This window comes from Flagellimonas flava (genome assembly GCF_050617915.1).
Lineage (GTDB): Bacteria > Bacteroidota > Bacteroidia > Flavobacteriales > Flavobacteriaceae > Flagellimonas > Flagellimonas flava_A.
On sequence record NZ_JBODQE010000009.1, the window covers coordinates 1 to 23438 of the forward strand.

Here is a 23438-nt window from a genome sequence, read left to right on the forward strand (position 1 = left end):
ATATGTCAAATGAACTTCTAAACCAAAGGGCAAAAAAACAGGCCCGAAGACCCCAATATCAACCCTTAAAAACGCCCAGCCTTATCAGCTAAGCGGGTGCAAATATAGAGAGGTTTATTTTATCCCACCAAACAATTTTCAAAAAAAAATCAAAAAAAATACAAGGTGTTGATAACTAGATGTTTACAATCCAAAAATCAATCTACACTCTGCCATTTCATGAACTGTTTGGAAATCGACATTGGTAAGCAACTGAAAGCAAGCTTTCTACCATTCCTTTGTATACGCTATTGTAAGCATCATATCAAGATAGTATCTTTGCGCACCATCCAAAACAAGGATAACAAATGATAGAGATTACATTGCCCGATGGCGCAGTAAAAAAAGTTCCTCAAGGAACTACTCCAATGGAAGTTGCAAAAAGCATTAGCGAGGGCCTTGCCCGAAACGTTATTTCTGCAAAATTCAATGATACGGCAGTGGAAACCGTAACCCCACTTACCCAGGATGGCACCCTTACCTTATATACATGGAACAATGACGAGGGGAAGAAAGCCTTTTGGCATTCCTCATCGCATGTGTTGGCCCAGGCCTTGGAAGAACTTTACCCAGGTATAAAGCTCACCATTGGTCCTGCCATTGAAAATGGATTCTATTACGATGTGGATTTTGGGGAACATCCCATTTCTGAAAAAGATTTTCCTACCATAGAAAAGAAGGCCTTGGAAATTGCCAGAGGAAAACACGACTATAAAATGCGAAGTGTTTCCAAAGCTGATGCCCTTGCCTATTATAAAGGACAAAACAATGAGTATAAACTTGAGCTCATTGAAAACTTGGAGGACGGAACCATATCTTTCTGCGATCATAGCACATTTACAGACCTATGTCGCGGGGGGCATATTCCTAACACAGGTATCATCAAAGCCTTTAAAATATTAAGTGTTGCCGGAGCTTATTGGAGAGGTGATGAGAACAACAAACAATTGACTCGGGTTTACGGGATTTCTTTTCCAAAACAAAAAGAACTCACCGAGTATCTGCAACTATTGGAGGAGGCCAAAAAACGTGACCACAGAAAACTTGGTAAAGAACTGGGACTATTCACCTTTTCCCAAAAAGTGGGCCAGGGACTTCCGCTATGGTTACCCAAAGGAGCAGCTTTAAGGGAACGGTTGGAACAATTTCTAAAGAAGGCACAAAAGAAAGCTGGGTACGAAATGGTAGTCACCCCCCATATCGGGCAAAAAGAACTATATGTAACTTCTGGGCATTATGCCAAATATGGAGAAGACAGTTTTCAACCTATCCATACACCAAAAGATGAAGAAGAGTTCTTGTTGAAACCTATGAACTGTCCACATCATTGCGAAATCTATAATAGTAGCCCTTTTAGCTATAAGGACTTACCTATACGTTATGCAGAATTTGGGACGGTTTATAGATATGAACAGAGTGGTGAACTCCATGGCTTGACACGCGTACGTGGATTTACCCAAGATGATGCCCATATTTTCTGTACACCCGACCAATTGAATGATGAGTTCAAAAATGTGATTGACCTTTCGTTATATGTACTGAATTCCCTTGGGTTTGAAAATTTCACAGCCCAAGTTTCTGTTAGGGATTTGGATAAGCCAGAAAAGTACATTGGGGAGCCAAAAAATTGGGAAAAAGCGGAACAAGCCATCATCAATGCTGCCGAAGAAAAGGGTTTGAATTTTGTCATTGAAGCTGGGGAAGCAGCCTTTTATGGACCAAAATTGGACTTTATGGTAAAAGATGCTCTTGGAAGACAATGGCAATTGGGAACCATACAAGTAGATTACAATCTACCAGAGCGATTTGAGCTTACCTATAAAGGAAGTGACAATGAGTTGCATAGGCCCATAATGATCCATAGAGCTCCCTTTGGAAGCATGGAACGCTTTGTTGCCTTGCTCTTGGAACACACTGGTGGAAACTTCCCATTGTGGCTTATTCCTGACCAAGCTATTGTATTGCCCGTCAGTGAGAAACACGAAAAATATGCGGAAAAAGTTTTGAATTCACTGGAAAATCACGAAATTCGCGCGCTCATTGATAATAGGAACGAGACGGTAGGGAAGAAAATCCGTGAGGCTGAGCTGAAGAAAATCCCATATATGCTCATCGTGGGTGAGCAGGAAGAAGGGTCCGAAACCATATCGGTTAGAAGACACGGGGGAGAAGATTTTGGAAGTATCAGCATCAATGAATTTTCCGACTTGGTAGCTACTGAAATAAATAGTACCTTAAAGTCGTTCTAGAAATTTTAGTTTAATTAAAAAGTATACGTCATAGCAATACGAAGAAGATTTAGACCCCAACCAAGGAGGGAAAATAAAAACCCTCATAATATCAATGACAAAATCACGGCCCCTGAGGTTAGACTTGTTGGGGATAATGTAGAAGTAGGAGTATATCCTATTTCCAAAGCAATGGCCAAGGCCAATGAATTGGAGCTTGATTTGGTGGAGATTTCTCCCAAAGCAAACCCTCCGGTTTGTAAAATTATAGATTACAAAAAGTTCCTTTACGAACAGAAGAAAAGGGAAAAGGCCATGAAGGCCAAAGCCACCAAAGTTGTTGTGAAGGAAATTAGGTTTGGACCCCAAACAGACGATCATGACTATGCCTTTAAAAAGCGGCATGCAGAAAAGTTCTTGAAAGATGGTGCCAAATTGAAAGCCTATGTCTTTTTTAAGGGACGGTCCATTGTTTACAAGGATCAAGGCGAGATTTTATTGTTACGATTGGCACAAGAGCTGGAGGAGCTTGGGAAGGTGGAACAGATGCCAAAGTTAGAGGGGAAGCGAATGACGATGTTCATTGCGCCCAAGACCAAAAAATAGGAAGCGGGATACCGAAGCTTATTCGGTATAATTTTATAAAGAGGAGAAAATGCCTAAAATGAAAACAAAATCCAGTGCCAAAAAGCGATTTAAGCTTACCGGAACTGGTAAAATCAAAAGAAAGCACGCTTTTAAGAGTCATATTTTGACCAAGAAATCGAAAAAGCGTAAGCTTAAGTTGACACACTCTACTTTGGTACACGAGTCCGATGTCAACAGTATTAAAGAACAATTGCGTTTAAAATAATTGTTCAACCTGGTACATTAATTATTAACCATGGAGTTGGGCCTATACAAGTGTTAAGTTTTCAATTACAAGTTTTAAGTGATAAAATTTCTACTCAACATTTAAAACTTAAAATTCTTGACCGCCTGCTACAAAAAAATGAAACATTATGCCAAGATCAGTAAATTCAGTTGCTTCCAGAGCTAGAAGAAAAAAAGTGATGAAGCAAGCCAAAGGTTACTTTGGAAGACGTAAAAACGTTTGGACAGTAGCCAAAAATGCGGTAGAAAAAGCAATGCTATATGCTTACCGCGACAGAAGAAACAAAAAACGTAATTTCCGCGCACTTTGGATTACCCGTATCAACGCTGGAGCTAGAATGCACGGAATGTCCTACTCTCAATTTATGGGGAAGGTTAAATCCAACGGTATAGAATTGAACAGAAAAGTTCTTGCCGATTTGGCCATGAACCACCCTGATGCCTTTAAGGCCATCGTTGAAAGAGTAAAATAAAAGTTAATATAAACTTACCCCGCTTATCAAGAACCCACTCATTTGAGTGGGTTTTTGTATTTTATATGAATGTTGAACATCCATAATCGCATTCATAGGATTTTAATCCTTCTTGCTCTAGGTTATTCCTTTTGTTGTACCGCACAAAACGATAGTATCGCTTTCTTGGCACTTGGGGACAGCTACACCGAAGGCACTTCGGAATTAAGCATCAATAGCTGGCCATTTCAACTGAGTGCCCAGCTAAGAAAAAAGAAAATCCCCTTAAAAGACCCAAAAGTAATTGCCCGAGTAGGTTGGACCACTTCAGACTTATTGCAGGCCATAGCTTCCGAAAATCCAAAACCCAACTATGATTTGGTCTCGCTGTGCATAGGGGTCAATAATCAGTTTAGGGGACAATCCTTTGAAAATTTTCAGCAAGAATTCTCTATACTATTAGAGAAAAGCATCAGTCTGGCCCAAGGGAATCCCAAAAATGTTATTGTATTATCCATTCCTGATTACAGTGTTACCCCTTACGCAAGATTTAAAGACACTTCTCGAATTGCGAAAGAACTTGAGGCTTACAACAACTATATTGAAAAAGAGGCCGCTACTAAGAAAGTCTCGTTTATTGAAATCACCAAAATTTCCCGAAATGCAAGGGTAAATCCCTATCTACTGACCCAAGATAGTCTTCATCCGTCCAAGAAAATGTACAAAGCATGGGTGAAGAAAATCAGTAAGGAATTTAAATTCCAAAAGCCGTAAGAACCAACCTTCTTCCAGAGGCGTGATCCCGATGCTCACAAAGGTAAATTCCCTGCCAAATACCCAAGTTGAGCTCTCCGTTGGTTATGGGTATTTGAACTGAAGTTCCTAAAAGGGAAGCTTTCAGATGCGCCGGCATGTCGTCTGGGCCTTCATAAGTGTGTATGTAATAGGGTGCATTTTCAGGAACCATCTGATTAAAATGGCTCTCAAAATCCAAACGAACGGTAGGGTCGGCATTCTCATTTATGGTCAAACTTGCCGAAGTATGCTTGATAAAGACCTGCAGCTGCCCTGATTCTATATTCTTAATTTCCGGTAAGGCATCCAACACCCGCTCTGTTATAAGATGAAATCCCCTAGGATAGGATTTAAGTTTTATTTCTGATTGATAAACTTTCATACGGTAGCGAAAATAATATAAACTTTACTTCATTCTGTCCACATCCTATACCTTTGCAGCTTAAATTGATATCAATGGATTTTTCCCAGATAAAAATGGTGGTCACGGACATGGATGGTACCTTGCTAAATTCCAAGCATCAAGTGAGTCGCAGATTTTTTGAAATTTTTGCAGCGCTTCAACAAAAGAACATCCAATTTGTAGCTGCGAGTGGTAGACAATATCACAGTATAGTGGACAAGTTAAATCCCATAAAAGAGGATATCCTGGTTATTGCAGAAAATGGGGCCCTGGTCAAGGAGAAAGATCATGAGCTTCTGGTTACCCCCATACAACAGCACCTTAAAGACGAGCTTTTGGGGATTATAGAGGAAATTGAAGGAGCACATGCTATGCTTTGCGGGAAATACAACGCTTATTTTGACGAGAAATCCGCTTCTTTTCTTGGAGACTTAAAGGAGTACTACTCCAACTATGAAATCCATAAAAACTTAAGGGATGTGACGGATCAAATCATTAAGATAGCTGTTTACCATAACCAAAATGCGGAAGCCCATATATATCCAGCTTTAAAAGATTTGGAGCACCTGCTCAAGGTAAAGGTCTCTGGTTTATATTGGGTAGATTTAAATCACTCCAATGCACATAAGGGATATGCTTTGGACAAACTAATGAAAGACCACGGACTTGCATCGCATGAGGTGATGGTTTTTGGGGATTACAACAACGATCTAGAGATGTTGGAATTGTCCGATTACAGTTTTGCCATGGCCAACGCACATCCAAACGTAAAAAAGGTGGCCAAATACGAAACCGCCAGTAATGATGATTATGGGGTAGAACGGATTTTGGAGCAATTGGTATGAAGCAAGTAGAACAGTTGATTAAAAAATTTGACCTAATCCCCCATCCCGAAGGTGGTTATTTTAAAGAGACCTATAGGAGTCAAGGAGTAGTTTTACCTGAGTCCTTACCAAAGGAATATAAAGGTTCCAGAAACTACGCCACCTCCATTTATTTTTTGTTGACTTCGGATACTTTTTCTGCCTTCCATAAAATTAAACAGGATGAAATTTGGCATTTTTACTCTGGTTCTCCTTTGATGCTTTATGTGATATCCGAAGAAGGAGAACTCTCCGAGCATTGTATTGGAAATGATTTTGGGAAAGGTCAAATTCCCCAATTTGTGGTTCCAGGCAATCATTGGTTTGCGGCTAAAACCATAAATCCTGATGATTATTCCTTTGTGGGTTGCACAGTTTCACCAGGTTTTGATTTTGAAGATTTTGTATTACCAGAAAGAAAGGAACTCTTGGACAAATTTCCGCAGCACACGAATATCATAAAAAAACTCACAAGATTATAGCTTAACCTTAAACATGAGAAAGTTAGTTCTGGTCGCAAGTTTATTTCTGCTGGTTCTGGGTTCTTGCAAAACCGTTCAAAAGGACATCCAGTTTACTACCCTTGTCCAGACTTCCCAAAGTTGGAATGGTATACAGTTACCATCATACCCCACCTACGAACCGGAAGTTACTATAGTAAAGGTCATAATTCCTGGGAAGTCCAAGTTGGCTTGGCACAAACATCCCAATATTAATGCTGGAGTATTGCTAAAGGGAGAACTTACCGTAATCAGTGAAAACCAAGATACCTTAAGGCTAAAAGTGGGTGACCCTATTGTGGAACTCGTAGATACTTGGCATTACGGAATCAACGAAAAAAACAAAGCTGCCGAAATTGTTGTTTTCTATGCTGGAACCAAGGGAGTACCTCTTTCGGTCAAAAAAGATTGATATCTAATCATTTTTTACAGACACCCTGTTTAAGTTTTCTGCTTTTTCTTGCGGGCAGCGGGAAACAAAACGTTGTTCAAAATCAGTCTGTATCCAGGTGAGGTAGGATGTAGTTCCAGCTCCGTTTTGGGATCCCCTACCCTATGCTGATAGTCTTCCGGGTCGTGACCGCCATAGAAAGTAAAGAATCCTTTCCCTTTAATACCGTGAATGTATCGCGCTTCTCCATTGAGTTTGCTTTCACCTAGAACCATAACCGTTGGTTTCACCTGATTTCGTGTAAAAGAGGTAGTCTGTCCCATAAAACCTTTCACCAAAGTAGTGTGGTTTTGGGTCAACATAGTAGGCACTGGATCCCATTTGGCGGAAAACTCCATCAAAGAAAAATAATCTGATTCTTTGGGGATGTCCCGCCGCTTGTTGGTCATATCTATAGACGAAAACTCATAACGAAGCGGGTTACGTTCCAGGACAAAATTGGTAAAGGCAAAAGTATTTCCAAAGTTCAATTTCCCTTGATAATTGGCGTCGGATGGATCTCCGTCAAACATAGGCTCACAAATGTCCACACTCTCTGCGGCCAGGGCAATGTCAAAACTATCAGTAGCAGAGCACATGGCGAACATAAATCCGCCACCGATCACATAGTTTCTTATTTTAAGTGAAACAGCTCTTTTTGCTTCTGAGACTTTATTGAATCCCAATTTTTGCGCCAATTCCTCTGCCTCTCTTTTTCCTTCTATATACCAAGGCGCCGCACGGTAGGCTCCATAGAACTTTCCGAACTGGCCGGTAAAATCTTCATGATGCAGGTGCAGCCAATCGTACAAGACCAATTTGTTATCCAAAACTTCCTCATCGTAAACTGTAACATAAGGAATTTCGGCATAGGTCAAAACCATGGTCACCGCGTCATCCCAAGGTTGGTTTCCTTTAGGAGAATAGACCGCAATTTTGGGTGCTTTCTCCAAAATAACAGCTTCTTGGTTTTGGGCCGGGCTACTAATTCCATCCAGTATGGACTTGGCTTGTGCGTCCGATAAAACTTCAAAGGATACCCCTCGAATCTGGCATTCCTTTCGAATAACCTCTCCATCTGGTAAAAGGAATGAACCCCCTCTAAAGTTGAGCAACCATTGTACTTTTTGTTGTTTGGTCAACACCCAATAGGTAATGCCATAGGCCTTTAGATGGTTTTCCTGGCTTTCGGCATCCATGGGAATAAGGATAACGGAAGCAACTGCGTTGAGATAGAAGAAAAAAGAAAAAAGAAAAAAGACCCCTTTCGGCCGTGGTCGAAATGACAAAGTTGAAATCTTAGAAAGGTACGTCATTATCCGGGTCATCGTCACTGTTCATTGCACTGCCAAAGGCCTCATCTGTACTGGGCAGATTGGGTGTTGCAAAGGGATTCTCTTCATCCGCATTCATCTTCGACTGGAATTCAAATGGGGAATCAAAGTCATCCAAGTTATCAAATTTACCGAGGGCTCCAATGAACTTTAACCTAATATTATCCAATCCACCGTTTCTGTGCTTGGCCACAATAAACTCGGCCTGGCCTTGGGTAGGGGTACGTTCCTCGTCGTCCCATTCATCAATTTTATAGTATTCAGGCCTATAGATAAAGGAAACAATATCCGCATCCTGCTCAATGGCTCCTGATTCCCTCAAATCCGACAGAATAGGTCTTTTGCTACCACCACGGGTCTCCACAGCTCGGGAAAGCTGGGACAGGGCAATAACAGGCACATTCAATTCTTTAGCCAATGCCTTTAAATTTCTTGAGATAGTTGAAATTTCCTGTTCCCTATTGCCTCCTTTTTGGCTTCCTCCCGCTGTCATCAGCTGCAGGTAATCTATAATGATCAATCTTATTTTATGCTGCGAAGCCAATCGTCTGGCTTTTGCCCGTAAATCAAAAATGGAGAGCGATGGGGTATCATCAATAAATAGTGGCGCTTTCTCCAAAGCTTTTACTTTAACGTTCAGTTGCTCCCACTCGTGCTTTTCCAAACGGCCTGTTCTCAGTTTTTCAGAGGACAGTCCTGTTTCCGATGAAATCAAACGGGTAATTAACTGTACGGATGACATTTCCAAAGAAAAGAAGGCCACTGGAATTTCTGAGTTCACAGCAATATTTCTCGCCATGGAAAGCGTTAGGGCTGTTTTACCCATACCAGGTCTTGCAGCCACAATGACCAAGTCCGAAGGTTGCCAACCCGAAGTAAGCTTATCTAGTTTGTCAAATCCTGAAGGAATACCACTCAACCCCTCCTTATTGGAAATCTCCTCGATTTTCTTTTTGGCCTGAATCACCAAATTTTGAGCTGTCTCGGCGGAGCGTTTCAAATTGCCTTGGGTTACCTCATATAATTTGGCTTCAGCATTGTCCAAAAGGTCAAAAACGTCTGTGGAATCGCTATAGGCGTCCTCAATGATTTCGTTGGAAATTTTTATCAAACTTCTCTGGATGTACTTCTGAAGTATGATTCGGGCATGAAACTCAATATGGGCCGAAGAAGCCACTTTTTGGGTCAGTTTTATAAGGTAAAAGTCCCCTCCCACTGCTTCCAAGTGCCCGTCCTTCTTCAATTGGGACGAAACGGTTAATAAATCCACTGGCTCGGACGATTCGAACAATTTGAAGATGGCTTCGTATATGAATCTATGGGCGTCCTTATAGAAGACTTCTGGATGTAAGATATCTATTACCTCATCCACGCCCTTTTTGTCAATCATCATGGCTCCAAGCACAACTTCCTCTAAATCAACAGCTTGCGGTGGAATTTTTCCACGCTCTAAGTTGATAATGGTCGACTTTTCGATTTTATGGCCGATAATTGGGCTGGGCTTGTCCATAGCTACGAAAGTAGTTATTTAACCTTTAGTTAACTTTAAATTTTCCCACTGGGATGTCCACAGGTCATTAACAAAGTTAATGTTGATAACTTGGAATAAATGTTAATAACCGTAAAATGTTTGAAGAAAAAATCTGAAAAAATTAAGGAGTCGCCAGAAACTCTAGGCTAGCCGTTAAATACACCCATGGAAGCATATTTTTCCATCCGTGCTTTTACCAATTCTTTTGGTGATAACTTTTTGAGTTCCTCAAATTGCGCCGAAATCTTGTTCTTTACCGTTTCAAAAGTCTTATCCCGATTGGCATGTGCACCACCCAGCGGTTCTTTGACGATCTCGTCCACCAGCTTCTGTTTTTTCATATCGGTAGCGGTAAGTTTAAGTGCATCGGCGGCCTGCTCTTTGAATTCCCAACTACGCCATAGTATGGATGAACATGATTCGGGAGAAATAACCGAATACCAAGTATTTTCCAACATCAGTACTTTATCACCTACACCAATGCCCAGTGCTCCACCAGAAGCTCCTTCGCCTATAATTACCACAATAATCGGAACCTTCAAACGGGTCATTTCCAAAATATTTCTGGCAATGGCCTCTCCTTGTCCCCTTTCTTCGGCCTCAATTCCCGGATAGGCTCCTGGGGTATCTATAAAACAGACCACTGGAATGCCAAATTTTTCTGCTGACTTCATAAGACGCAATGCCTTTCTGTAGCCCTCTGGATTGGCCATCCCAAAATTTCGGTATTGTCTGGTCTTGGTATTGTATCCCTTTTGCTGTCCAATGAACATATAGCTCTGATCTCCAATCTTCCCCAATCCACCGATCATGGCCTTGTCATCTTTCACAGTCCTATCCCCGTGCAATTCCAAAAATGTGTCCCCACAAATGGCATTGACATAATCCATGGTATAGGGTCTGTTGGGATGTCTTGAAAGTTGTACCCGCTGCCAAGCTGTCAAGTTTTTGTAGATATCCTTTCGGGTCTCTTCCAGCTTTTTTTCAATCTGCTGACAAGTCTCGCTCACATCAACATCACTCTCTTCCCCAATGATCATACATTTTTGAAGTTGTTCTTCAAGTTCCTTAATGGGAAGTTCAAAATCTAGATACTCCATGAAAAGTTGGTTTCAACAAAATATTGGGGTCAAATATATAACATTCTGGGGATACCCCTACCCCTACTTTTTGCGATTTCTTTCTTAAAAATGGAGAAGGAAATGACTTACCTCTTGGCCTTCATCAACATATAGACTGCAAAGGCACCAAACAACAGATTGGGAATCAATACAGCCAATAAGGGCGAAAATCCAGATTGTTCCGCAAGGGTTCCAAAAACCTTGTCAAAAAAGATATAGACAAAGGCCACCCCAATACCAAAAGCAAGATTGAGTCCCATCCCTCCTCGTCTTTTTACCGAGGAAACGGCCACAGCAATAATGGTAAGAATAAATGCGGCTATAGGTAAAGCCCAACGTTTATACTTCACCAAAACATAAGCATTAATGTTGGACGCTCCTTTGCTCTTTTGGTCATTTATAAACTCGTTCAGCTCAAATAAATTCTTTGTTTCCGCAACATAAGAAACAGGGGTAAGGTCTTCTATCTTAAAAGTAAAAAGTGTATCCAGTCTTCGTTGGGTTTCCATCACCTCTATCCCGTCTCTCAACTTGCGTTTGACATAATTGGTCAACCTATAAATACTGTCTTTATCGACCCATCTAATATTGGATGCAGAGATTTTATAATCCAATTTTTTGCTGGCATCAAAGTGTTCAAAGGTGAAGTTGTAGCCCACCTTTCGGCTAGGCTCAAATCGGCTTACATATATATAATCGGTTTCATTGAGCTGATTGAAAATATTGGAGGTCTCCTGAACCTTTCTTCCTTTTTTAAAATACTCGTACTCAAATTCGTTAAACCCAATACTGGCATTGGGAACAATGAACATACCCATCATAAAAATGAGAATGGCCACCAGGGTCGCCCCAATAAAATAAGGGCGCAAAAACCGCCAATAGGAAACTCCGGAGCTCAAAATGGCCACAATCTCCGTGTTGCTGGCCAATTTGGAGGTAAAGAATATGATGGACAGAAAAAGGAATATGGGTAATAACAAATTGCCGATGACCAGGGTAAAATTCCCATAGTACACGATGACCTCACTCAAAGGAGCCTCATTGTCAATGATTTTGCCCACTTTTTCGGCCAAGTTGGCCATGATACCAATAGGGATAAACAACAACAACATCCCCAAGAAGGTTACCAGATAACGTTTTAATATGTACCTATCCAGTATAGTGAGCATTACAATCTTTTATCCATTTGTTGCACCATTTTGGTTTTCCATTCCTGAAAATCCCCTGCTAAAATACGTTCTCTGGCTGTTCGCACCAACCACAGATAAAATCCAAGGTTGTGAATGGTGGCAATTTGTTTGCCCAAATATTCATTGGCTGCGAACAAATGCCTTAAGTAGGCTTTGGAATACTCGGTGTCTACAAAAGTTATTCCCATTTCGTCAATGGGAGAAAAATCAGCTTCCCATTTTTTGTTTTTGATATTGATGGTGCCATGGGCGGTGAATAGCATTCCATTCCTAGCGTTTCTAGTAGGCATTACACAATCAAACATATCCACTCCCAAGGCAATGTTCTCCAAAATATTGATAGGAGTCCCAACTCCCATAAGATATCGGGGCTTGTCTTCAGGTAAAATATCGCAGACCAACTCCGCCATTTCGTACATCTCCTCAGCAGGTTCTCCAACGGAAAGTCCGCCAATGGCATTCCCTTCAGCGCCAACAGAAGCAATATATTCTGCGGATTGCTTCCTTAAATCCTTAAAAGTGGAACCTTGTACAATGGGAAAAAAACTTTGGGAATACCCATATTTATAGGGCAATCTATCCAAATGTGAAATACAGCGGTCCAACCATCTGTGGGTCAAATGCATGGATCGTTTGGCATAATTGTAATCACAAGGATAAGGCGTACACTCGTCAAAAGCCATAATTATATCAGCTCCTATGGTACGCTGGATTTCCATAACATTTTCTGGAGTGAAGGTATGTAGGGAGCCGTCAATATGGGATTTGAACTTAACCCCTTCCTCCTTGATTTTTCTATTGTTGGACAGGGAATATACCTGATACCCGCCACTATCCGTCAAGATGTTCCTATCCCACCCCATAAACTTGTGAAGGCCACCTGCTTGTTCCAAAATCCCTGTTTTGGGACGGAGGTACAAGTGATAGGTGTTTCCCAATATAATATCTGGGTTAATATCATTGACCAATTCCCGTTGGTGCACCCCTTTTACGGAGGCTACGGTACCCACGGGCATGAATATTGGGGTTTGGATGGTTCCATGGTCCGTCTTTAGTTCTCCGGCACGGGCCTTGCTTTGTCCATCCTTCTTAAGTAGGGTAAAATCCAAAAGTCACAATTAAGACCGCAAATATAGCTATCTCAGCACCAGAAAGCCTTAACAAAAAAATAAAGTTTTGCTCCGCAAACCGTTTCGTAAAATAATGCCCAAGTGCTTGTATAACAAAGTGAATGCCGTTACTTTTGAAGGCTTAAAATCAATACAATGCCAAACACACAAGAATTACAGGATTTAGTGACCCAGGTGCGGAGGGATATTCTGCGTATGGTCCATAAGGTAAATTCGGGACATCCAGGGGGATCCTTGGGCTGTACCGAGTTTTTTGTTGCGCTCTACAATGAAGTGATGGAACTAAAGGATGGTTTTGATATGGATGGAATTGGTGAAGACCTTTTCTTCCTTTCCAATGGTCATATCTCACCAGTATTTTATAGTGTTCTGGCAAGAAAAGGATATTTCCCAATTGATGAATTAAACACCTTTAGGCTGATAGATTCCCGACTTCAGGGACACCCAACCACCCATGAGGGACTTCCAGGGGTACGTATCGCTTCCGGTTCTTTGGGACAAGGGATGTCGGTAGCCATTGGAGCGGCCCAAGCCAAAAAATTGAATGGTGATTCCCATTTGGTTTATAGTCTACACGGTGATGGAGAGCTCCAGGAAGGGCAGAATTGGGAAGCTATCATGTATGCTGCGGGTAATAAAGTGGATAACCTGATTGCTACCGTGGATAGAAACGGGCAGCAGATTGATGGTGGCACCGAAGATGTTTTACCCTTGGGCGATGTGGCCGAAAAATTCCGTGTTTTTGGTTGGGATGTTTTGGAAATCGAAAATGGGAATGACTTGGATCAGGTCATTGCCGGATTGAAGGAGGCCAAGAGCAGAACTGGAAAAGGGAAGCCGGTTTGTGTGGTAATGACCACTGAAATGGGTAATGGCGTTGATTTTATGATGCATACCCACGCATGGCATGGAAAAGCTCCAAGTGACGAACAATTGGAAACGGCGTTGGCGCAAAATCCAGAAACTTTAGGTGATTACTAATTCTTAAGACAAAGACATGACTAAATATACAGATCAAGGAAAGCAGGATACCCGAAGTGGATTTGGAGCGGGAATGACGGAATTGGGTAGAACCAACCCTAATGTCGTTGCACTTTGTGCAGATTTGGTAGGCTCGTTAAAAATCCAAACGTTTATTGATGAAAATCCAGAGCGTTTTTTCCAAGTAGGTATCGCGGAAGCCAATATGATGGGAATAGCTGCCGGTTTGACCATTGGTGGAAAAATCCCATTTACGGGGACTTTTGCCAACTTTTCCACTGGTAGGGTTTATGACCAGATTCGCCAGTCCATTGCCTACTCAGACAAGAACGTGAAAATCTGTGCTTCCCATGCTGGTATTACCTTGGGAGAGGATGGAGCCACACACCAGATCTTGGAAGATATCGGTTTGATGAAAATGCTTCCAGGCATGACCGTAATCAATCCATGCGATTTTAACCAAACCAAAGCGGCTACCCTTGCCATTGCAGAGCACCATGGTCCTGTTTACCTTCGATTTGGAAGACCCAAAGTGGCGAACTTTACTCCAGTGGACCAAAAGTTTGAAATAGGAAAAGCCCTTATGCTCAACGAAGGTACCGATGTGACCATCATAGCTACAGGTCACCTGGTTTGGCAAGCTTTAATTGCTGCTGAAAATTTGGAGAACCAAGGTATTTCTGCCGAAGTAATCAATATACATACCATTAAACCGCTGGACGATGAGGCTATTTTAGCTTCCGTGAAGAAAACCGGATGCGTGGTAACCGCTGAAGAACACAATTATCTAGGAGGCCTTGGTGAAAGTGTTTCCCGTGTTCTGGCAACACATCATCCTACACCTCAGGAGTTTGTTGCCACCCAAGATACTTTTGGCGAAAGTGGAACACCAGACCAATTAATGGATAAATATGGCTTAAACAATAAAGCCATTGAGGCTGCCGTTTTAAAAGTGTTGAAACGAAAATAGTTTTCGGTATCATCTTTGATACATTTTCAACCAATTAAAAAACGAAGCACATTATGAAAAAAACACTTTTCATTGCAGTGTTTGCCTTGATGGGTATCACTGCATTTGGCCAAAGCGGTTCTGGCTTTGGTATTAAAGCAGGTTTAAGTTATAACAAGAACGGTGACCTTGTGGGAACCGTTGGCGATGCCGCCCAAAACATCACGGAAGGCGCTGAAGGCAAAACTGGGTACCATTTTGGGTTTTGGGGAAAATTGGATTTTCCAAAACTCTATTTGAGACCTGAGGTTGTCTACACCAGAACCAAAAGTACCTATAGCGTCAATGGGGATTCCAACGACTATGATGTTTCCAAAATTGACGTTCCCGTTTTATTGGGGTATAAATTGGTGGGACCATTGCATGTTTTTGCAGGTCCGGCCTTTCAGTATACCTTGAGCAATGATTTGGGAGATCTGGACATTGAGGACGTTGAAAACGATTTTACCGTTGGTCTCAATGCCGGTGTTGGAGTTAATCTGGGAAAACTTGGATTGGACGTCCGATACGAAAGAGGCTTCTCTGAAAATGAGGCCCAATTAATTGGCGATAATATAGCTGACATTTCTGGACGGGTGGATTCTAGACCTTCACAGGTCATTTTCTCCGCATCGCTTAAGCTATAGGAATAAAATAACGTAATAAAAAAAGGCCTCGAAATTCGAGGCCTTTTTTTTAGTTCACATTTGGGTCCAAATAATTGGGTGTCCCATCATTATTGTCATCCGGATAAGGGAAAATGATGTTCCCATTTTCATCCGATATTTCATCTCTTGTGGTTGTACCATCCCCGTCATCATCTGCATCCTGGAAATTGGCAAAGGAAACCGTAGCCGGTTCGCTATCGGCATCTGTGTTGTCGTCATAAAGATATCCGTTGCCATTAACATCCTCATCTATGGAAGGTATGCCATCCCCATCATGATCAGTTTGGTTCATCGTAAATAAATCAATGGTAAACATGAGCGGGCTATACTGTGGTATACCCCCACTGACCCGATTGAAATTACCCAATCCCGAAGGAAAAATAATCAGTCCAACCCCGTAATCCTCAACAGTGACTGTTCCGTCCCCGTTATCACTGATGTTATCCCCAATGATAAAATTTGGGATGCCTTCAGCAAATCCTCTAAAGCCCTGCGTCAGATCCTGAAGTCGGGCCAAATCAAACCAAATGGCATTGTTTAAGGCACTATCAAAGGAAGTACCATCCAACAGTTTACCCTCATATCTCACAAAAACCGAGTCGGCCACGGACGGGAAGCACTCTGGGCAGTCCACACGCTCTTGATCAAGCTCCTCAAAAGAATGCCTTGCGGAGAGATAGTAGTATTTATGTGGAATGTCATCTTCGCCTTGATCCAATAAAAATTCGAAATCAGAAATATTTACGGTTGCTTCCCTGACAAAATCAATCATCGGGGTTTTATCCGCATTGACACCCGCGATGGTATCAATTTTTATCCTAAAGTTAAAATTGGCCGAGGGGGAAGCAAAATCCTCGTAATTATAAAAATGAGTCTGTAAAAACTCCCGGATTTCCGCATCATTCTCTGCTGATACTTCTGCCAGCAAACGGGGTGGGACGATTTCGACATCTGGCCCTCCATCATCATTGCTACAGGAAGAAAACAAAACAAGAGCAAACAAAAAAACTAAAAATCCGTGCTTCATCAAGTACATTATTTAGCTGCGCAAGATACAATTTTCCACTATTTTTGTTACTGGCATTAACAAAGATTTGCAGAGTTTATGCGCATTGATAAATATCTCTGGTGTACTAGATACTATAAAACCCGAAACGTTGCTGCAAATGCTGTTAAAAAAGGACAGGTCAAAATCAATGGCGATGCGGTAAAACCATCCAGGGAAGTGTACCCCATGGATGAAATACGTGTACGCAAGAACCAAATAGATTATCAGTTTACGGTATTGGACATCCCAGAAAGCCGCGTAGGTGCCAAATTGGTGGATATCTACCGAAAGGACACCACCCCCAAAGAGGCCTTTGCCAACGATGAGCTATTGAAATTTGCCAAGGACCACTATAGAAAAAAAGGAACAGGTAGGCCAACCAAAAAAGACCGCAGGGACATTGATGGGTATTTGGACGATTCTGAATGATCTGTTTTTTATCTTTGAACGTACAAAATCCACTCCATGGTGAACCGAATCCTTTCCCACGAACAAATACAGCACAAGATCAAGCGAATAGCCTACCAAATTTACGAGGCCAATGTGAATGAAAAGGAAATCATTGTTGCTGGCATTGTTGGTGGAGGTCTTAACCTGGCCAAGAAAATTGCAAACGTCCTTAAAAAGATCACGGATGCGGAAATTGTGCTGTGTCAACTTGAAATGGACAAAACAAATCCCCTAAAAAGTGGTGTAAGTACATCCATTCCTGAAGAAGCCTACCAAAATAAATCCATTGTAGTAGTGGATGATGTGCTAAACTCCGGAACCACCTTGATTTACGGGGTACATCATTTTCTAAAAACGCCAATTAAACAGCTTAAAACCGCAGTCTTGGTCAACAGGAACCATAAAAAGTATCCCGTTAAGGCCGATTATAAGGGCATTTCACTTTCAACCTCTTTGAATGAACATATCAAGGTAGAGTTTCAAGGCAAAAACGATACCGTGTATCTAGAGTAGCTCCTGTTTTATTTCCTCCACCAATGTTTCAATGGATTTGTCATGACAATCCAAAACATAAGTGGATTGGGCGTAGAACTGTCTGCGTTCAAAAAGATGTTTTCCCACAAATTCAGCAAGTTCGTCATCATTGAGTTCCCTTACCAAAGGTCTTTCCTCCTTTTCCTTGGCAATACGCTCCACCAAAGAAGAAACGGGTAATTGCAGGTATATGGAATGGTCAGCATGGTTTAGAATGGTATCCATGTTGGTGCCGTAGCAAGGAGTGCCCCCTCCAGTGGATAAAACTATGGCTTCGTTTTCTGCTAACACCTTGAGCAGCATTTCGTGTTCCAGCTTTCTAAAGAAAATCTCGCCTTTTTCCTTAAAAATCTCTGTGATCGTCATTTGCTGTTGTTCTTCAATATAGTGATCCAGGTCTATAAATTCCAGACCCATTTCCGCTGCAAGTGGCTTCCCTACAGATGACTTTCCACTTGCCATATAACCCACCAAAACTACTTTCATACTTCAGAAATAATTGCGAATTCAAAAAAACGAAAATTTATCATTAAATCAACTTGTAAAATAGATTATTGATATTATATTTGCACCCGCTTAGCGCAGCACTTTAGTCGCAGTTATAAGCAAGACCTGATAGCTCAGTTGGTAGAGCATCTCCCTTTTAAGGAGAGGGTCCTGGGTTCGAGCCCCAGTCAGGTCACAAGGAAAAATTCCACACCACATAAAAACCCTGTCCTTTTTACATAATCGGCAGGGTTTTCTCTTTTTAATTTCCCCTATACTTTCCTACATTTTTCTGATTTTATTCAAAAGACTTATTTGACGTTTAGGGCATTTATATTAACACTTATGCAAAAAAAGTATCAGCATGGGCAATTTTGATAGTTGTCACTTCCCATGGTAAAATTTAATTTTCCACTTTTTGAATTTGTTTCTTTTTTCTTTCAGAAGAGATAAACTTAAATTGTATCGATGAAGTTTTCGTTAAATGGTAAAGTGGTTCTTATCACAGGTGGAGGTAGCGGCATAGGGAAAGCCATTTCCAAGACACTGGCAGAATATGGGGCCTTTGTAAACATTTTGGAATTGAGCTTGGAAAGCGCCCAAAAAACTGTGGATGAAATTCGCAGTCAAGGTGGAAAGGCCGCAGGCCACCAATGTGATGTTTCCAACCAAGGGGATGTGGCCAAATTAGCCAATAGCATTGCCCAATCCAGCACCATAGACATCCTAATCAACAATGCGGGAATTGCCCATGTTGGTAATATCGAAGAAACTACTGAAAATGATTTGGACAATTTGTACAACGTAAACATCAAAGGCGTTTACAACTGCATGCATTCCTGTATAAAACATATGAAGAAAAAGGGTGGGGTAATCATCAACATGGCTTCCATTGCCAGTACGGTGGCAGTCGCTGATCGGTTTGCCTATTCCATGACCAAGGGAGCGGTACTGACCATGACCTATTCCGTGGCCAAAGATTATTTGGAATATGGCATACGATGCAATAGTATTTCCCCAGCAAGAATACACACTCCCTTTGTGGATGGATTTTTAAAGAAAAACTATCCTGATAATGTGGATGAGATGTTTGAAAAACTCTCCAAAACCCAACCTATAGGTCGGATGGGATCCCCGGAAGAAGTGGCTAATTTGGCATTGTATCTATGCTCGGATGAGGCCTCATTTATCACAGGGACTGATTTCCCAATTGACGGAGGATTTATCAAACTCAACGGATAGTCTAGAATGCGCATTCGCTGTTCACTTTTAACAATGCTAAATGGCTATCCAAAATATTTGCAATGTTGCACTAATGAATTGAAATAATGGATTTAGGTTTAAAGGATAAGGTGATTATTGTTACCGGCGGTTCTAAGGGTATAGGGAACGGTATTAGCCGTGAGCTGGCCAAGGAAGGTGCTATTCCTGTAATCGTGGGAAGAAACAAGGAAAACGTACTTGATGCGGTAAATAAAATAGAGGAAGATGGAGGAAAAGCTTTTCACGCCTTTGCGGAACTCACCGATCCCGGACAATGCAAGGCTGCGGTAGAGGCTATTGTGAAAGCCTATGGAAGAATTGATGGCCTGGTCAATAATGCAGGGGTAAATGATGGCATTGGTCTTGAAAACGGTAGTTATGAGGGTTTTTTGGAGTCTATCAACCGAAATTTAACCCATTATTACATGATGGCGCATTATGCCCTTCCCCAACTTAAAGAAAGCAAGGGTGCCATTGTCAACATTGGTTCCAAAACCGCCGAAACTGGTCAAGGGGGGACATCTGGATATGCAGCTGCCAATGGCGGAAGAAATGCGCTTACCCGGGAATGGGCAATAGAACTATTACCTTATCATATCAGGGTAAACGCTGTGATCGTTGCCGAATGCTATACCCCCTTATACGATAGATGGATCAAGACTTTTCCAGAACCTCAGAAAAAATTGGAAGAAATCACAAATCGTATTCCTTTGGAAAACAGAATGACCACTTCAGAGGAAATTGCCAGTATGGTAACCTTTCTGTTATCAAACAAATCTAGTCACACAACGGGTCAACTTATTTATGTGGATGGCGGTTATACCCATTTGGACCGCGCTTTACTTAATCAATAACCAATCAATAAACTAAAAAAACAATAACCTATAATTATGGATCAAAAACAAAGAATCCCGGTAGTTGCCAAAGCGTTTCTTTTACCATTTATTCTTGTAACCAGTCTATTTTTCCTTTGGGGTTTTCCAAATGATCTTACCAATCCCATGGTGGAAGTTTTTAAGAACGTGCTTAATATTTCCAATGTAAAGGCTTCCTATGTGCAGCTTGCTTTTTATGGTGGATATGGTACCATGGCCATACCTGCAGCACTTTTCATTAGGAAGTACAGTTACAAATCCGGGATTGTTTTAGGGCTTATCCTGTTCTCGGCAGGAGCCCTCATGTTCTATCCATCGGCCCTTTTGGCCAGTTATAACTTTTTCTTGATCTCCTTTTATATCCTCACTTTCGGATTGGCTTTTTTGGAAACCACTGCCAATCCAATGATTTTGGAATTGGGAGATCCCAGGACCGCCACGCAACGCCTTAATCTGTCCCAAGCTTTCAATCCCATGGGAGCCCTATCGGGACAATTGGTGGCTCGACTTTATGTGGTTGACAGGCTGGATACTAAAATCGGGGCAGATACCTCATCCTTGGCATCCTCCGCCCTGTCCCCGGAACAACAGCAGCAAATGGTTGAGCACGATCTATCCGTGATTAGTGCCCCTTATATTGTTTTGGGCTTTGTGGTCTTGGCCATCTTGTTGGTTTTCCTTTTCGTAAAAATTGATAACGGAAGCAAAACTGTTGAGAAATTAGACCTAAAAGAGACTTTTTCAAGACTCTTTTCCAATAAGTCCTATTATGAAGGCGTATTGGCTCAGTTCTTCTATGTGGCCGCACAGATTATGGTGTGGACTTTTATTTATCAATATGTCACAAACCTTAATGCTTCTAGAGAAGCGGACGAACAATTGAATGCCGTGGTCTATGCTGCCGCCTCAACTATTTTGTTCCTGACGGCCAGGTGGATATGTACCTTCCTGTTCAGATATATATCATCAGCTAAGCTAATGCTCATCTTTGCCATACTTGGAAGTGTGCTCTGCACGGGAGCCATTGTACTTAGTGGAATGGTTGGCTTGTACTGCTTGGTAGGGGTTTCCTTTGCCATGTCACTAATGTTCCCGACCATCTATGGCATTGCGCTTAAAGGAATGGGTGATGAGGCCAAAATTGGTTCTGCCGGATTGATCTTGGGAATTGTGGGGGGAGCACTAATGCCGCCACTGCAAGGGAGAATAATTGACATGGGAGGAACAGGTCTTAGCGATGTTAAATTGTTCGGATTCATTCCAGAGGTCAACTTTTCGTTCATTTTGCCTTTGACCTGTTTGATTTTGGTAGCAATATATAGCTATCGCTCTATGAAGAGACAACGCTTGGAAACCGCATAAAAAGAAAATCATGAGTTCACAAAGGTTTGCTTTGGCCTTGGATTTAAAGGATGACCCAAAATTAATTGCAGAATACAAAGCCTATCATAAAAAGATCTGGCCCGAAATAGAGGCAAGCATCAGGGATGCTGGAATTGATTCCATGGAGATTTACCTAGTGGGCAATAGACTTTTTATGATTATTGAGGCTGACGCTTCCTTTTCTTTCGAACGAAAATCCAAAATGGACGAAAGCAATTCCAAGGTTCAGGAATGGGAAGATTTAATGTGGAATTATCAGCAAGCCTTACCCATGGCCAAGCCTGGGGAAAAATGGATGTTAATGGAAAAGATATTCGAACTCTAAAAAGCTCTATAAACAACTCACCGTATTTTATAAAGTTTGATGTAGTTCATTCAAATCCAGTGGGTCATTCATTTTCTTTTGCAAGGCCATCAAATCAGTAAACAAGCTTTCAACCAGAGCTTTGTTTTCTGGATTCCCAGCCAAATCATGCATCTCAAGAGGATCTTCTTCCAAATTAAACAGGAGAATTTTGTCTATTTTGGGATACACAATGAGCTTGTATCCATCCTTTCTGATCATGCGCTGGGATGATTGTTCAAAAGCTCCATACACCCCATCGGTCAAACTCCCGGTTTGCGTCTCCCCTTTGGCCAAGGGCAACAAGCTATTGAACTCTACATATGCTGGTTTCTCAATTTGGGCCAACTCAAGACTGGTGGCCATAATATCCTGTAGGTAAACATCGGTATTGATTTTCTGGCCTTTGGGAATATCTGGCCCAACCACCATTAAAGGTACCCTTACACTATGATCAAACATGCTTTGTTTGCCCAACAATCCATGATGCCCCACAGACAGTCCATGATCCCCGGTAAAAAAGATATAGGTATTGTCCAACTTTCCAGTAGCTTCCAAGGCATCCAAAATCTTGCCCACTTGTTCATCCAAATGGGTGATAATGGCATAGTATTCCTTTAAATGTGTTTTTATCGCAAAAGGTGTTCTTGGAAATGGACCCAAAGCTTCATCTCGCATGGTGAAACTGCTGTTCATGGCATCTCCATAAGGATATTCAGGAAGCCAGTTTTCAGGTACGGGAATGTCCTCAATATTGTACCTATCCAAAAATGATTGCGGGGATTGTCTCGGATCATGGGGAGCGTTGAACGCCAAATACATAAAGAATGGATTGTCTTTTTGGCTTGCATCTTCCAAAAAATCCAGCGCATCATCCTTAATCACTTCACTCCAGTGTTTACCTCCTTCCCAAAACCCCTTAAACTTGGGATCTGATGGTGACCATAGGGTATCATTTTCATCTACAGGTCTAAAATATGCTGGAGGCATTAAGGGCTTTACATCCTTCCCTTCCTTATAAGCTTTGTGAATTTCCTTCCAATCCGCTTTGCTCCTCAAATCATCCGGCATTCCAGGGCGAATGTGACGAGCCGTATCAAAGACATAATCGGCGGGTGCGTTTACATGCCATTTTCCGGTCATATAAGTAGAATAACCATTGGAAGCCATTAGTCGCCCCCAAGTATTGTTGAGCGCAGTAGAGTCCTGAGCCCTCCATTTTGATGTGATTTCATGAGCATTCCAAATGGAAGTACCTGAAATGATCATAGATCTAGAGGCCACACAAATGGCACCGTTCCACCCACCCATATTATAGGCATGCGTAAAGGTGGTCCCTTGATTGACCAGCCGATCCAGATTGGGGGTTTCAATCACGTCATTTCCCATTGCATGCAGAGCCTCATAAGTATAGTCATCTGCAAAAAGGAAAAGGATATTCGGCGTTCCATTGTCCTCTTTGGGTTGCTCTTGGCAAGCTCCCAATAAAAAAACAATCACCAATACACTAACAATTTTTTTGAACATCAT

At 41.7% G+C, this 23438-nt stretch carries 26 protein-coding genes and 1 tRNA gene; 18 read left to right on the forward strand and 9 right to left on the reverse strand.

What is annotated here, in order from left to right:
• Positions 1-347: 347 nt before the first annotated feature.
• The 5 genes from thrS (at position 348) to ACRHOZ_RS17780 (ending at position 4366) form a co-directional block, all read left to right on the forward strand.
• Complete coding sequence (thrS, locus tag ACRHOZ_RS17760) at positions 348-2288, forward strand: threonine--tRNA ligase (RefSeq protein WP_431128493.1); 1941 nt, start codon at positions 348-350, stop codon at positions 2286-2288.
• A gap of 36 nt (positions 2289-2324) precedes the next feature.
• On the forward strand, positions 2325-2873 hold the full coding sequence (gene infC / locus ACRHOZ_RS17765) for a translation initiation factor IF-3 (RefSeq protein WP_422351790.1): 549 nt from the start codon (positions 2325-2327) through the stop codon (positions 2871-2873).
• Positions 2874-2922: 49 nt separating this feature from the next.
• Positions 2923-3120, forward strand: a complete 198-nt coding sequence (gene rpmI, locus ACRHOZ_RS17770; RefSeq protein WP_046744547.1) for a 50S ribosomal protein L35 — start codon at positions 2923-2925, stop codon at positions 3118-3120.
• A 148-nt stretch (positions 3121-3268) separates the two neighbouring features.
• Positions 3269-3613, forward strand: coding sequence for a 50S ribosomal protein L20 (gene rplT, locus ACRHOZ_RS17775; RefSeq protein WP_073181708.1), 345 nt, complete (start codon positions 3269-3271; stop codon positions 3611-3613).
• Positions 3614-3682: 69 nt separating this feature from the next.
• Positions 3683-4366, forward strand: a complete 684-nt coding sequence (locus tag ACRHOZ_RS17780; RefSeq protein WP_431128497.1) for an SGNH/GDSL hydrolase family protein — start codon at positions 3683-3685, stop codon at positions 4364-4366.
• Here ACRHOZ_RS17780 and ACRHOZ_RS17785 read toward each other — a convergent pair.
• Positions 4347-4769, reverse strand: a complete 423-nt coding sequence (locus ACRHOZ_RS17785; protein WP_431128500.1) for a secondary thiamine-phosphate synthase enzyme YjbQ — start codon at positions 4767-4769, stop codon at positions 4347-4349. The two genes, ACRHOZ_RS17780 and ACRHOZ_RS17785, sit on opposite strands and share 20 nt — an antisense overlap.
• Before the next feature lie 74 nt (positions 4770-4843).
• Here ACRHOZ_RS17785 and ACRHOZ_RS17790 point away from each other — a divergent pair, with 74 nt between their 5' ends.
• The 3 genes from ACRHOZ_RS17790 to ACRHOZ_RS17800 are packed head-to-tail and all read left to right on the forward strand — an operon-like array spanning position 4844 to position 6565.
• A complete protein-coding gene (locus tag ACRHOZ_RS17790; RefSeq protein ID WP_431128503.1) occupies positions 4844-5635 on the forward strand; it encodes an HAD family hydrolase in 792 nt (263 codons plus the stop codon).
• On the forward strand, positions 5632-6135 hold the full coding sequence (locus ACRHOZ_RS17795; RefSeq protein WP_431128506.1) for a cupin domain-containing protein: 504 nt from the start codon (positions 5632-5634) through the stop codon (positions 6133-6135). Before ACRHOZ_RS17790 ends, ACRHOZ_RS17795 begins: the two co-directional genes overlap by 4 nt.
• A 13-nt stretch (positions 6136-6148) precedes the next feature.
• The gene (locus tag ACRHOZ_RS17800) at positions 6149-6565 is read left to right on the forward strand and encodes a cupin domain-containing protein (protein ID WP_431128509.1); all 417 of its coding nucleotides are present in this window, start codon (positions 6149-6151) and stop codon (positions 6563-6565) included.
• A 29-nt stretch (positions 6566-6594) separates the two neighbouring features.
• Here ACRHOZ_RS17800 and ACRHOZ_RS17805 read toward each other — a convergent pair whose 3' ends face one another.
• The 5 genes from ACRHOZ_RS17805 to tgt all read right to left on the reverse strand — a co-directional run bounded on the left by ACRHOZ_RS17805 (position 6595) and on the right by tgt (position 12868).
• Positions 6595-7899, reverse strand: a complete 1305-nt coding sequence (locus tag ACRHOZ_RS17805; RefSeq protein ID WP_431128512.1) for an asparagine synthetase B — start codon at positions 7897-7899, stop codon at positions 6595-6597.
• The gene (dnaB, locus tag ACRHOZ_RS17810; protein WP_431128514.1) at positions 7883-9427 is read right to left on the reverse strand and encodes a replicative DNA helicase; all 1545 of its coding nucleotides are present in this window, start codon (positions 9425-9427) and stop codon (positions 7883-7885) included. Before dnaB ends, ACRHOZ_RS17805 begins: the two co-directional genes overlap by 17 nt.
• A 167-nt stretch (positions 9428-9594) precedes the next feature.
• Positions 9595-10548 (reverse strand): acetyl-CoA carboxylase carboxyltransferase subunit alpha, encoded by a 954-nt coding sequence (locus ACRHOZ_RS17815; RefSeq protein WP_420399095.1) that lies wholly within the window; start codon positions 10546-10548, stop codon positions 9595-9597.
• A 107-nt stretch (positions 10549-10655) separates the two neighbouring features.
• Positions 10656-11738, reverse strand: a complete 1083-nt coding sequence (locus ACRHOZ_RS17820) for an LptF/LptG family permease (protein WP_431128517.1) — start codon at positions 11736-11738, stop codon at positions 10656-10658.
• Positions 11738-12868 carry a tRNA guanosine(34) transglycosylase Tgt gene (gene tgt / locus ACRHOZ_RS17825; protein WP_431128520.1) on the reverse strand — a complete coding sequence of 377 codons (1131 nt, stop codon included), beginning with the start codon at positions 12866-12868 and terminating at the stop codon, positions 11738-11740. Before tgt ends, ACRHOZ_RS17820 begins: the two co-directional genes overlap by 1 nt.
• A 156-nt stretch (positions 12869-13024) precedes the next feature.
• Here tgt and ACRHOZ_RS17830 point away from each other — a divergent pair, with 156 nt between their 5' ends.
• Genes ACRHOZ_RS17830 through ACRHOZ_RS17840 form a run of 3 tightly spaced genes read left to right on the forward strand, consistent with a single transcriptional unit; the run spans position 13025 to position 15505 of the window.
• Positions 13025-13870, forward strand: coding sequence for a transketolase (locus tag ACRHOZ_RS17830; protein WP_431128523.1), 846 nt, complete (start codon positions 13025-13027; stop codon positions 13868-13870).
• A gap of 16 nt (positions 13871-13886) precedes the next feature.
• Positions 13887-14840 carry a transketolase family protein gene (locus tag ACRHOZ_RS17835; RefSeq protein ID WP_431128526.1) on the forward strand — a complete coding sequence of 318 codons (954 nt, stop codon included), beginning with the start codon at positions 13887-13889 and terminating at the stop codon, positions 14838-14840.
• A gap of 53 nt (positions 14841-14893) precedes the next feature.
• Positions 14894-15505 carry an outer membrane beta-barrel protein gene (locus tag ACRHOZ_RS17840; RefSeq protein WP_431128529.1) on the forward strand — a complete coding sequence of 204 codons (612 nt, stop codon included), beginning with the start codon at positions 14894-14896 and terminating at the stop codon, positions 15503-15505.
• Positions 15506-15554: 49 nt separating this feature from the next.
• On the opposite strand, the gene ACRHOZ_RS17845 is transcribed toward ACRHOZ_RS17840, so the two are convergent.
• Entirely contained in the window at positions 15555-16553 is a 999-nt protein-coding gene (locus tag ACRHOZ_RS17845; protein ID WP_431128532.1) for an FKBP-type peptidyl-prolyl cis-trans isomerase, read from the reverse strand.
• Positions 16554-16631: 78 nt separating this feature from the next.
• Here ACRHOZ_RS17845 and ACRHOZ_RS17850 point away from each other — a divergent pair, with 78 nt between their 5' ends.
• Together ACRHOZ_RS17850 and ACRHOZ_RS17855 are read left to right on the forward strand one after the other, a co-directional pair.
• Positions 16632-17003, forward strand: a complete 372-nt coding sequence (locus ACRHOZ_RS17850) for an RNA-binding S4 domain-containing protein (RefSeq protein WP_431128535.1) — start codon at positions 16632-16634, stop codon at positions 17001-17003.
• Between the two features lie 36 nt (positions 17004-17039).
• Positions 17040-17537 (forward strand): phosphoribosyltransferase family protein, encoded by a 498-nt coding sequence (locus tag ACRHOZ_RS17855; RefSeq protein ID WP_431128538.1) that lies wholly within the window; start codon positions 17040-17042, stop codon positions 17535-17537.
• On the opposite strand, the gene ACRHOZ_RS17860 is transcribed toward ACRHOZ_RS17855, so the two are convergent.
• Positions 17529-18044 (reverse strand): shikimate kinase, encoded by a 516-nt coding sequence (locus tag ACRHOZ_RS17860; protein WP_431128541.1) that lies wholly within the window; start codon positions 18042-18044, stop codon positions 17529-17531. The two genes, ACRHOZ_RS17855 and ACRHOZ_RS17860, sit on opposite strands and share 9 nt — an antisense overlap.
• A 123-nt stretch (positions 18045-18167) precedes the next feature.
• Here ACRHOZ_RS17860 and ACRHOZ_RS17865 point away from each other — a divergent pair.
• From ACRHOZ_RS17865 to ACRHOZ_RS17885, 5 genes are all read left to right on the forward strand, one after another.
• A tRNA-Lys gene (locus tag ACRHOZ_RS17865) sits at positions 18168-18240 on the forward strand.
• A gap of 272 nt (positions 18241-18512) precedes the next feature.
• Complete coding sequence (locus ACRHOZ_RS17870; RefSeq protein ID WP_431128544.1) at positions 18513-19286, forward strand: SDR family NAD(P)-dependent oxidoreductase; 774 nt, start codon at positions 18513-18515, stop codon at positions 19284-19286.
• Between the two features lie 86 nt (positions 19287-19372).
• Positions 19373-20161 (forward strand): SDR family oxidoreductase, encoded by a 789-nt coding sequence (locus ACRHOZ_RS17875; protein WP_431128547.1) that lies wholly within the window; start codon positions 19373-19375, stop codon positions 20159-20161.
• A gap of 36 nt (positions 20162-20197) precedes the next feature.
• Positions 20198-21544, forward strand: coding sequence for an L-fucose:H+ symporter permease (gene fucP / locus ACRHOZ_RS17880; RefSeq protein WP_431128549.1), 1347 nt, complete (start codon positions 20198-20200; stop codon positions 21542-21544).
• 10 nt (positions 21545-21554) lie between these two features.
• A complete protein-coding gene (locus tag ACRHOZ_RS17885; protein WP_431128552.1) occupies positions 21555-21890 on the forward strand; it encodes an L-rhamnose mutarotase in 336 nt (111 codons plus the stop codon).
• 27 nt (positions 21891-21917) lie between these two features.
• On the opposite strand, the gene ACRHOZ_RS17890 is transcribed toward ACRHOZ_RS17885, so the two are convergent.
• A complete protein-coding gene (locus tag ACRHOZ_RS17890) occupies positions 21918-23438 on the reverse strand; it encodes a sulfatase-like hydrolase/transferase (protein ID WP_431128555.1) in 1521 nt (506 codons plus the stop codon).

What these genes read in the sequence shown, in the direction of transcription:
- thrS (WP_431128493.1), top strand. Translation starts at nt 348, where the DNA reads ATGATAGAGATTACATTGCCCGATGGCGCAGTAAAAAAAGTTCCTCAA.
- rpmI (WP_046744547.1), top strand. Translation starts at nt 2,923, where the DNA reads ATGCCTAAAATGAAAACAAAATCCAGTGCCAAAAAGCGATTTAAGCTT.
- rplT (WP_073181708.1), top strand. Translation starts at nt 3,269, where the DNA reads ATGCCAAGATCAGTAAATTCAGTTGCTTCCAGAGCTAGAAGAAAAAAA.
- ACRHOZ_RS17780 (WP_431128497.1), top strand. Translation starts at nt 3,683, where the DNA reads ATGTTGAACATCCATAATCGCATTCATAGGATTTTAATCCTTCTTGCT.
- ACRHOZ_RS17785 (WP_431128500.1), bottom strand. Translation starts at nt 4,769, where the DNA reads ATGAAAGTTTATCAATCAGAAATAAAACTTAAATCCTATCCTAGGGGA.
- ACRHOZ_RS17790 (WP_431128503.1), top strand. Translation starts at nt 4,844, where the DNA reads ATGGATTTTTCCCAGATAAAAATGGTGGTCACGGACATGGATGGTACC.
- ACRHOZ_RS17795 (WP_431128506.1), top strand. Translation starts at nt 5,632, where the DNA reads ATGAAGCAAGTAGAACAGTTGATTAAAAAATTTGACCTAATCCCCCAT.
- ACRHOZ_RS17800 (WP_431128509.1), top strand. Translation starts at nt 6,149, where the DNA reads ATGAGAAAGTTAGTTCTGGTCGCAAGTTTATTTCTGCTGGTTCTGGGT.
- ACRHOZ_RS17805 (WP_431128512.1), bottom strand. Translation starts at nt 7,899, where the DNA reads ATGACGTACCTTTCTAAGATTTCAACTTTGTCATTTCGACCACGGCCG.
- dnaB (WP_431128514.1), bottom strand. Translation starts at nt 9,427, where the DNA reads ATGGACAAGCCCAGCCCAATTATCGGCCATAAAATCGAAAAGTCGACC.
- ACRHOZ_RS17815 (WP_420399095.1), bottom strand. Translation starts at nt 10,548, where the DNA reads ATGGAGTATCTAGATTTTGAACTTCCCATTAAGGAACTTGAAGAACAA.
- ACRHOZ_RS17820 (WP_431128517.1), bottom strand. Translation starts at nt 11,738, where the DNA reads ATGCTCACTATACTGGATAGGTACATATTAAAACGTTATCTGGTAACC.
- ACRHOZ_RS17830 (WP_431128523.1), top strand. Translation starts at nt 13,025, where the DNA reads ATGCCAAACACACAAGAATTACAGGATTTAGTGACCCAGGTGCGGAGG.
- ACRHOZ_RS17835 (WP_431128526.1), top strand. Translation starts at nt 13,887, where the DNA reads ATGACTAAATATACAGATCAAGGAAAGCAGGATACCCGAAGTGGATTT.
- ACRHOZ_RS17840 (WP_431128529.1), top strand. Translation starts at nt 14,894, where the DNA reads ATGAAAAAAACACTTTTCATTGCAGTGTTTGCCTTGATGGGTATCACT.
- ACRHOZ_RS17845 (WP_431128532.1), bottom strand. Translation starts at nt 16,553, where the DNA reads ATGAAGCACGGATTTTTAGTTTTTTTGTTTGCTCTTGTTTTGTTTTCT.
- ACRHOZ_RS17850 (WP_431128535.1), top strand. Translation starts at nt 16,632, where the DNA reads ATGCGCATTGATAAATATCTCTGGTGTACTAGATACTATAAAACCCGA.
- ACRHOZ_RS17855 (WP_431128538.1), top strand. Translation starts at nt 17,040, where the DNA reads ATGGTGAACCGAATCCTTTCCCACGAACAAATACAGCACAAGATCAAG.
- ACRHOZ_RS17860 (WP_431128541.1), bottom strand. Translation starts at nt 18,044, where the DNA reads ATGAAAGTAGTTTTGGTGGGTTATATGGCAAGTGGAAAGTCATCTGTA.
- ACRHOZ_RS17870 (WP_431128544.1), top strand. Translation starts at nt 18,513, where the DNA reads ATGAAGTTTTCGTTAAATGGTAAAGTGGTTCTTATCACAGGTGGAGGT.
- ACRHOZ_RS17875 (WP_431128547.1), top strand. Translation starts at nt 19,373, where the DNA reads ATGGATTTAGGTTTAAAGGATAAGGTGATTATTGTTACCGGCGGTTCT.
- fucP (WP_431128549.1), top strand. Translation starts at nt 20,198, where the DNA reads ATGGATCAAAAACAAAGAATCCCGGTAGTTGCCAAAGCGTTTCTTTTA.
- ACRHOZ_RS17885 (WP_431128552.1), top strand. Translation starts at nt 21,555, where the DNA reads ATGAGTTCACAAAGGTTTGCTTTGGCCTTGGATTTAAAGGATGACCCA.
- ACRHOZ_RS17890 (WP_431128555.1), bottom strand. Translation starts at nt 23,438, where the DNA reads ATGATGTTCAAAAAAATTGTTAGTGTATTGGTGATTGTTTTTTTATTG.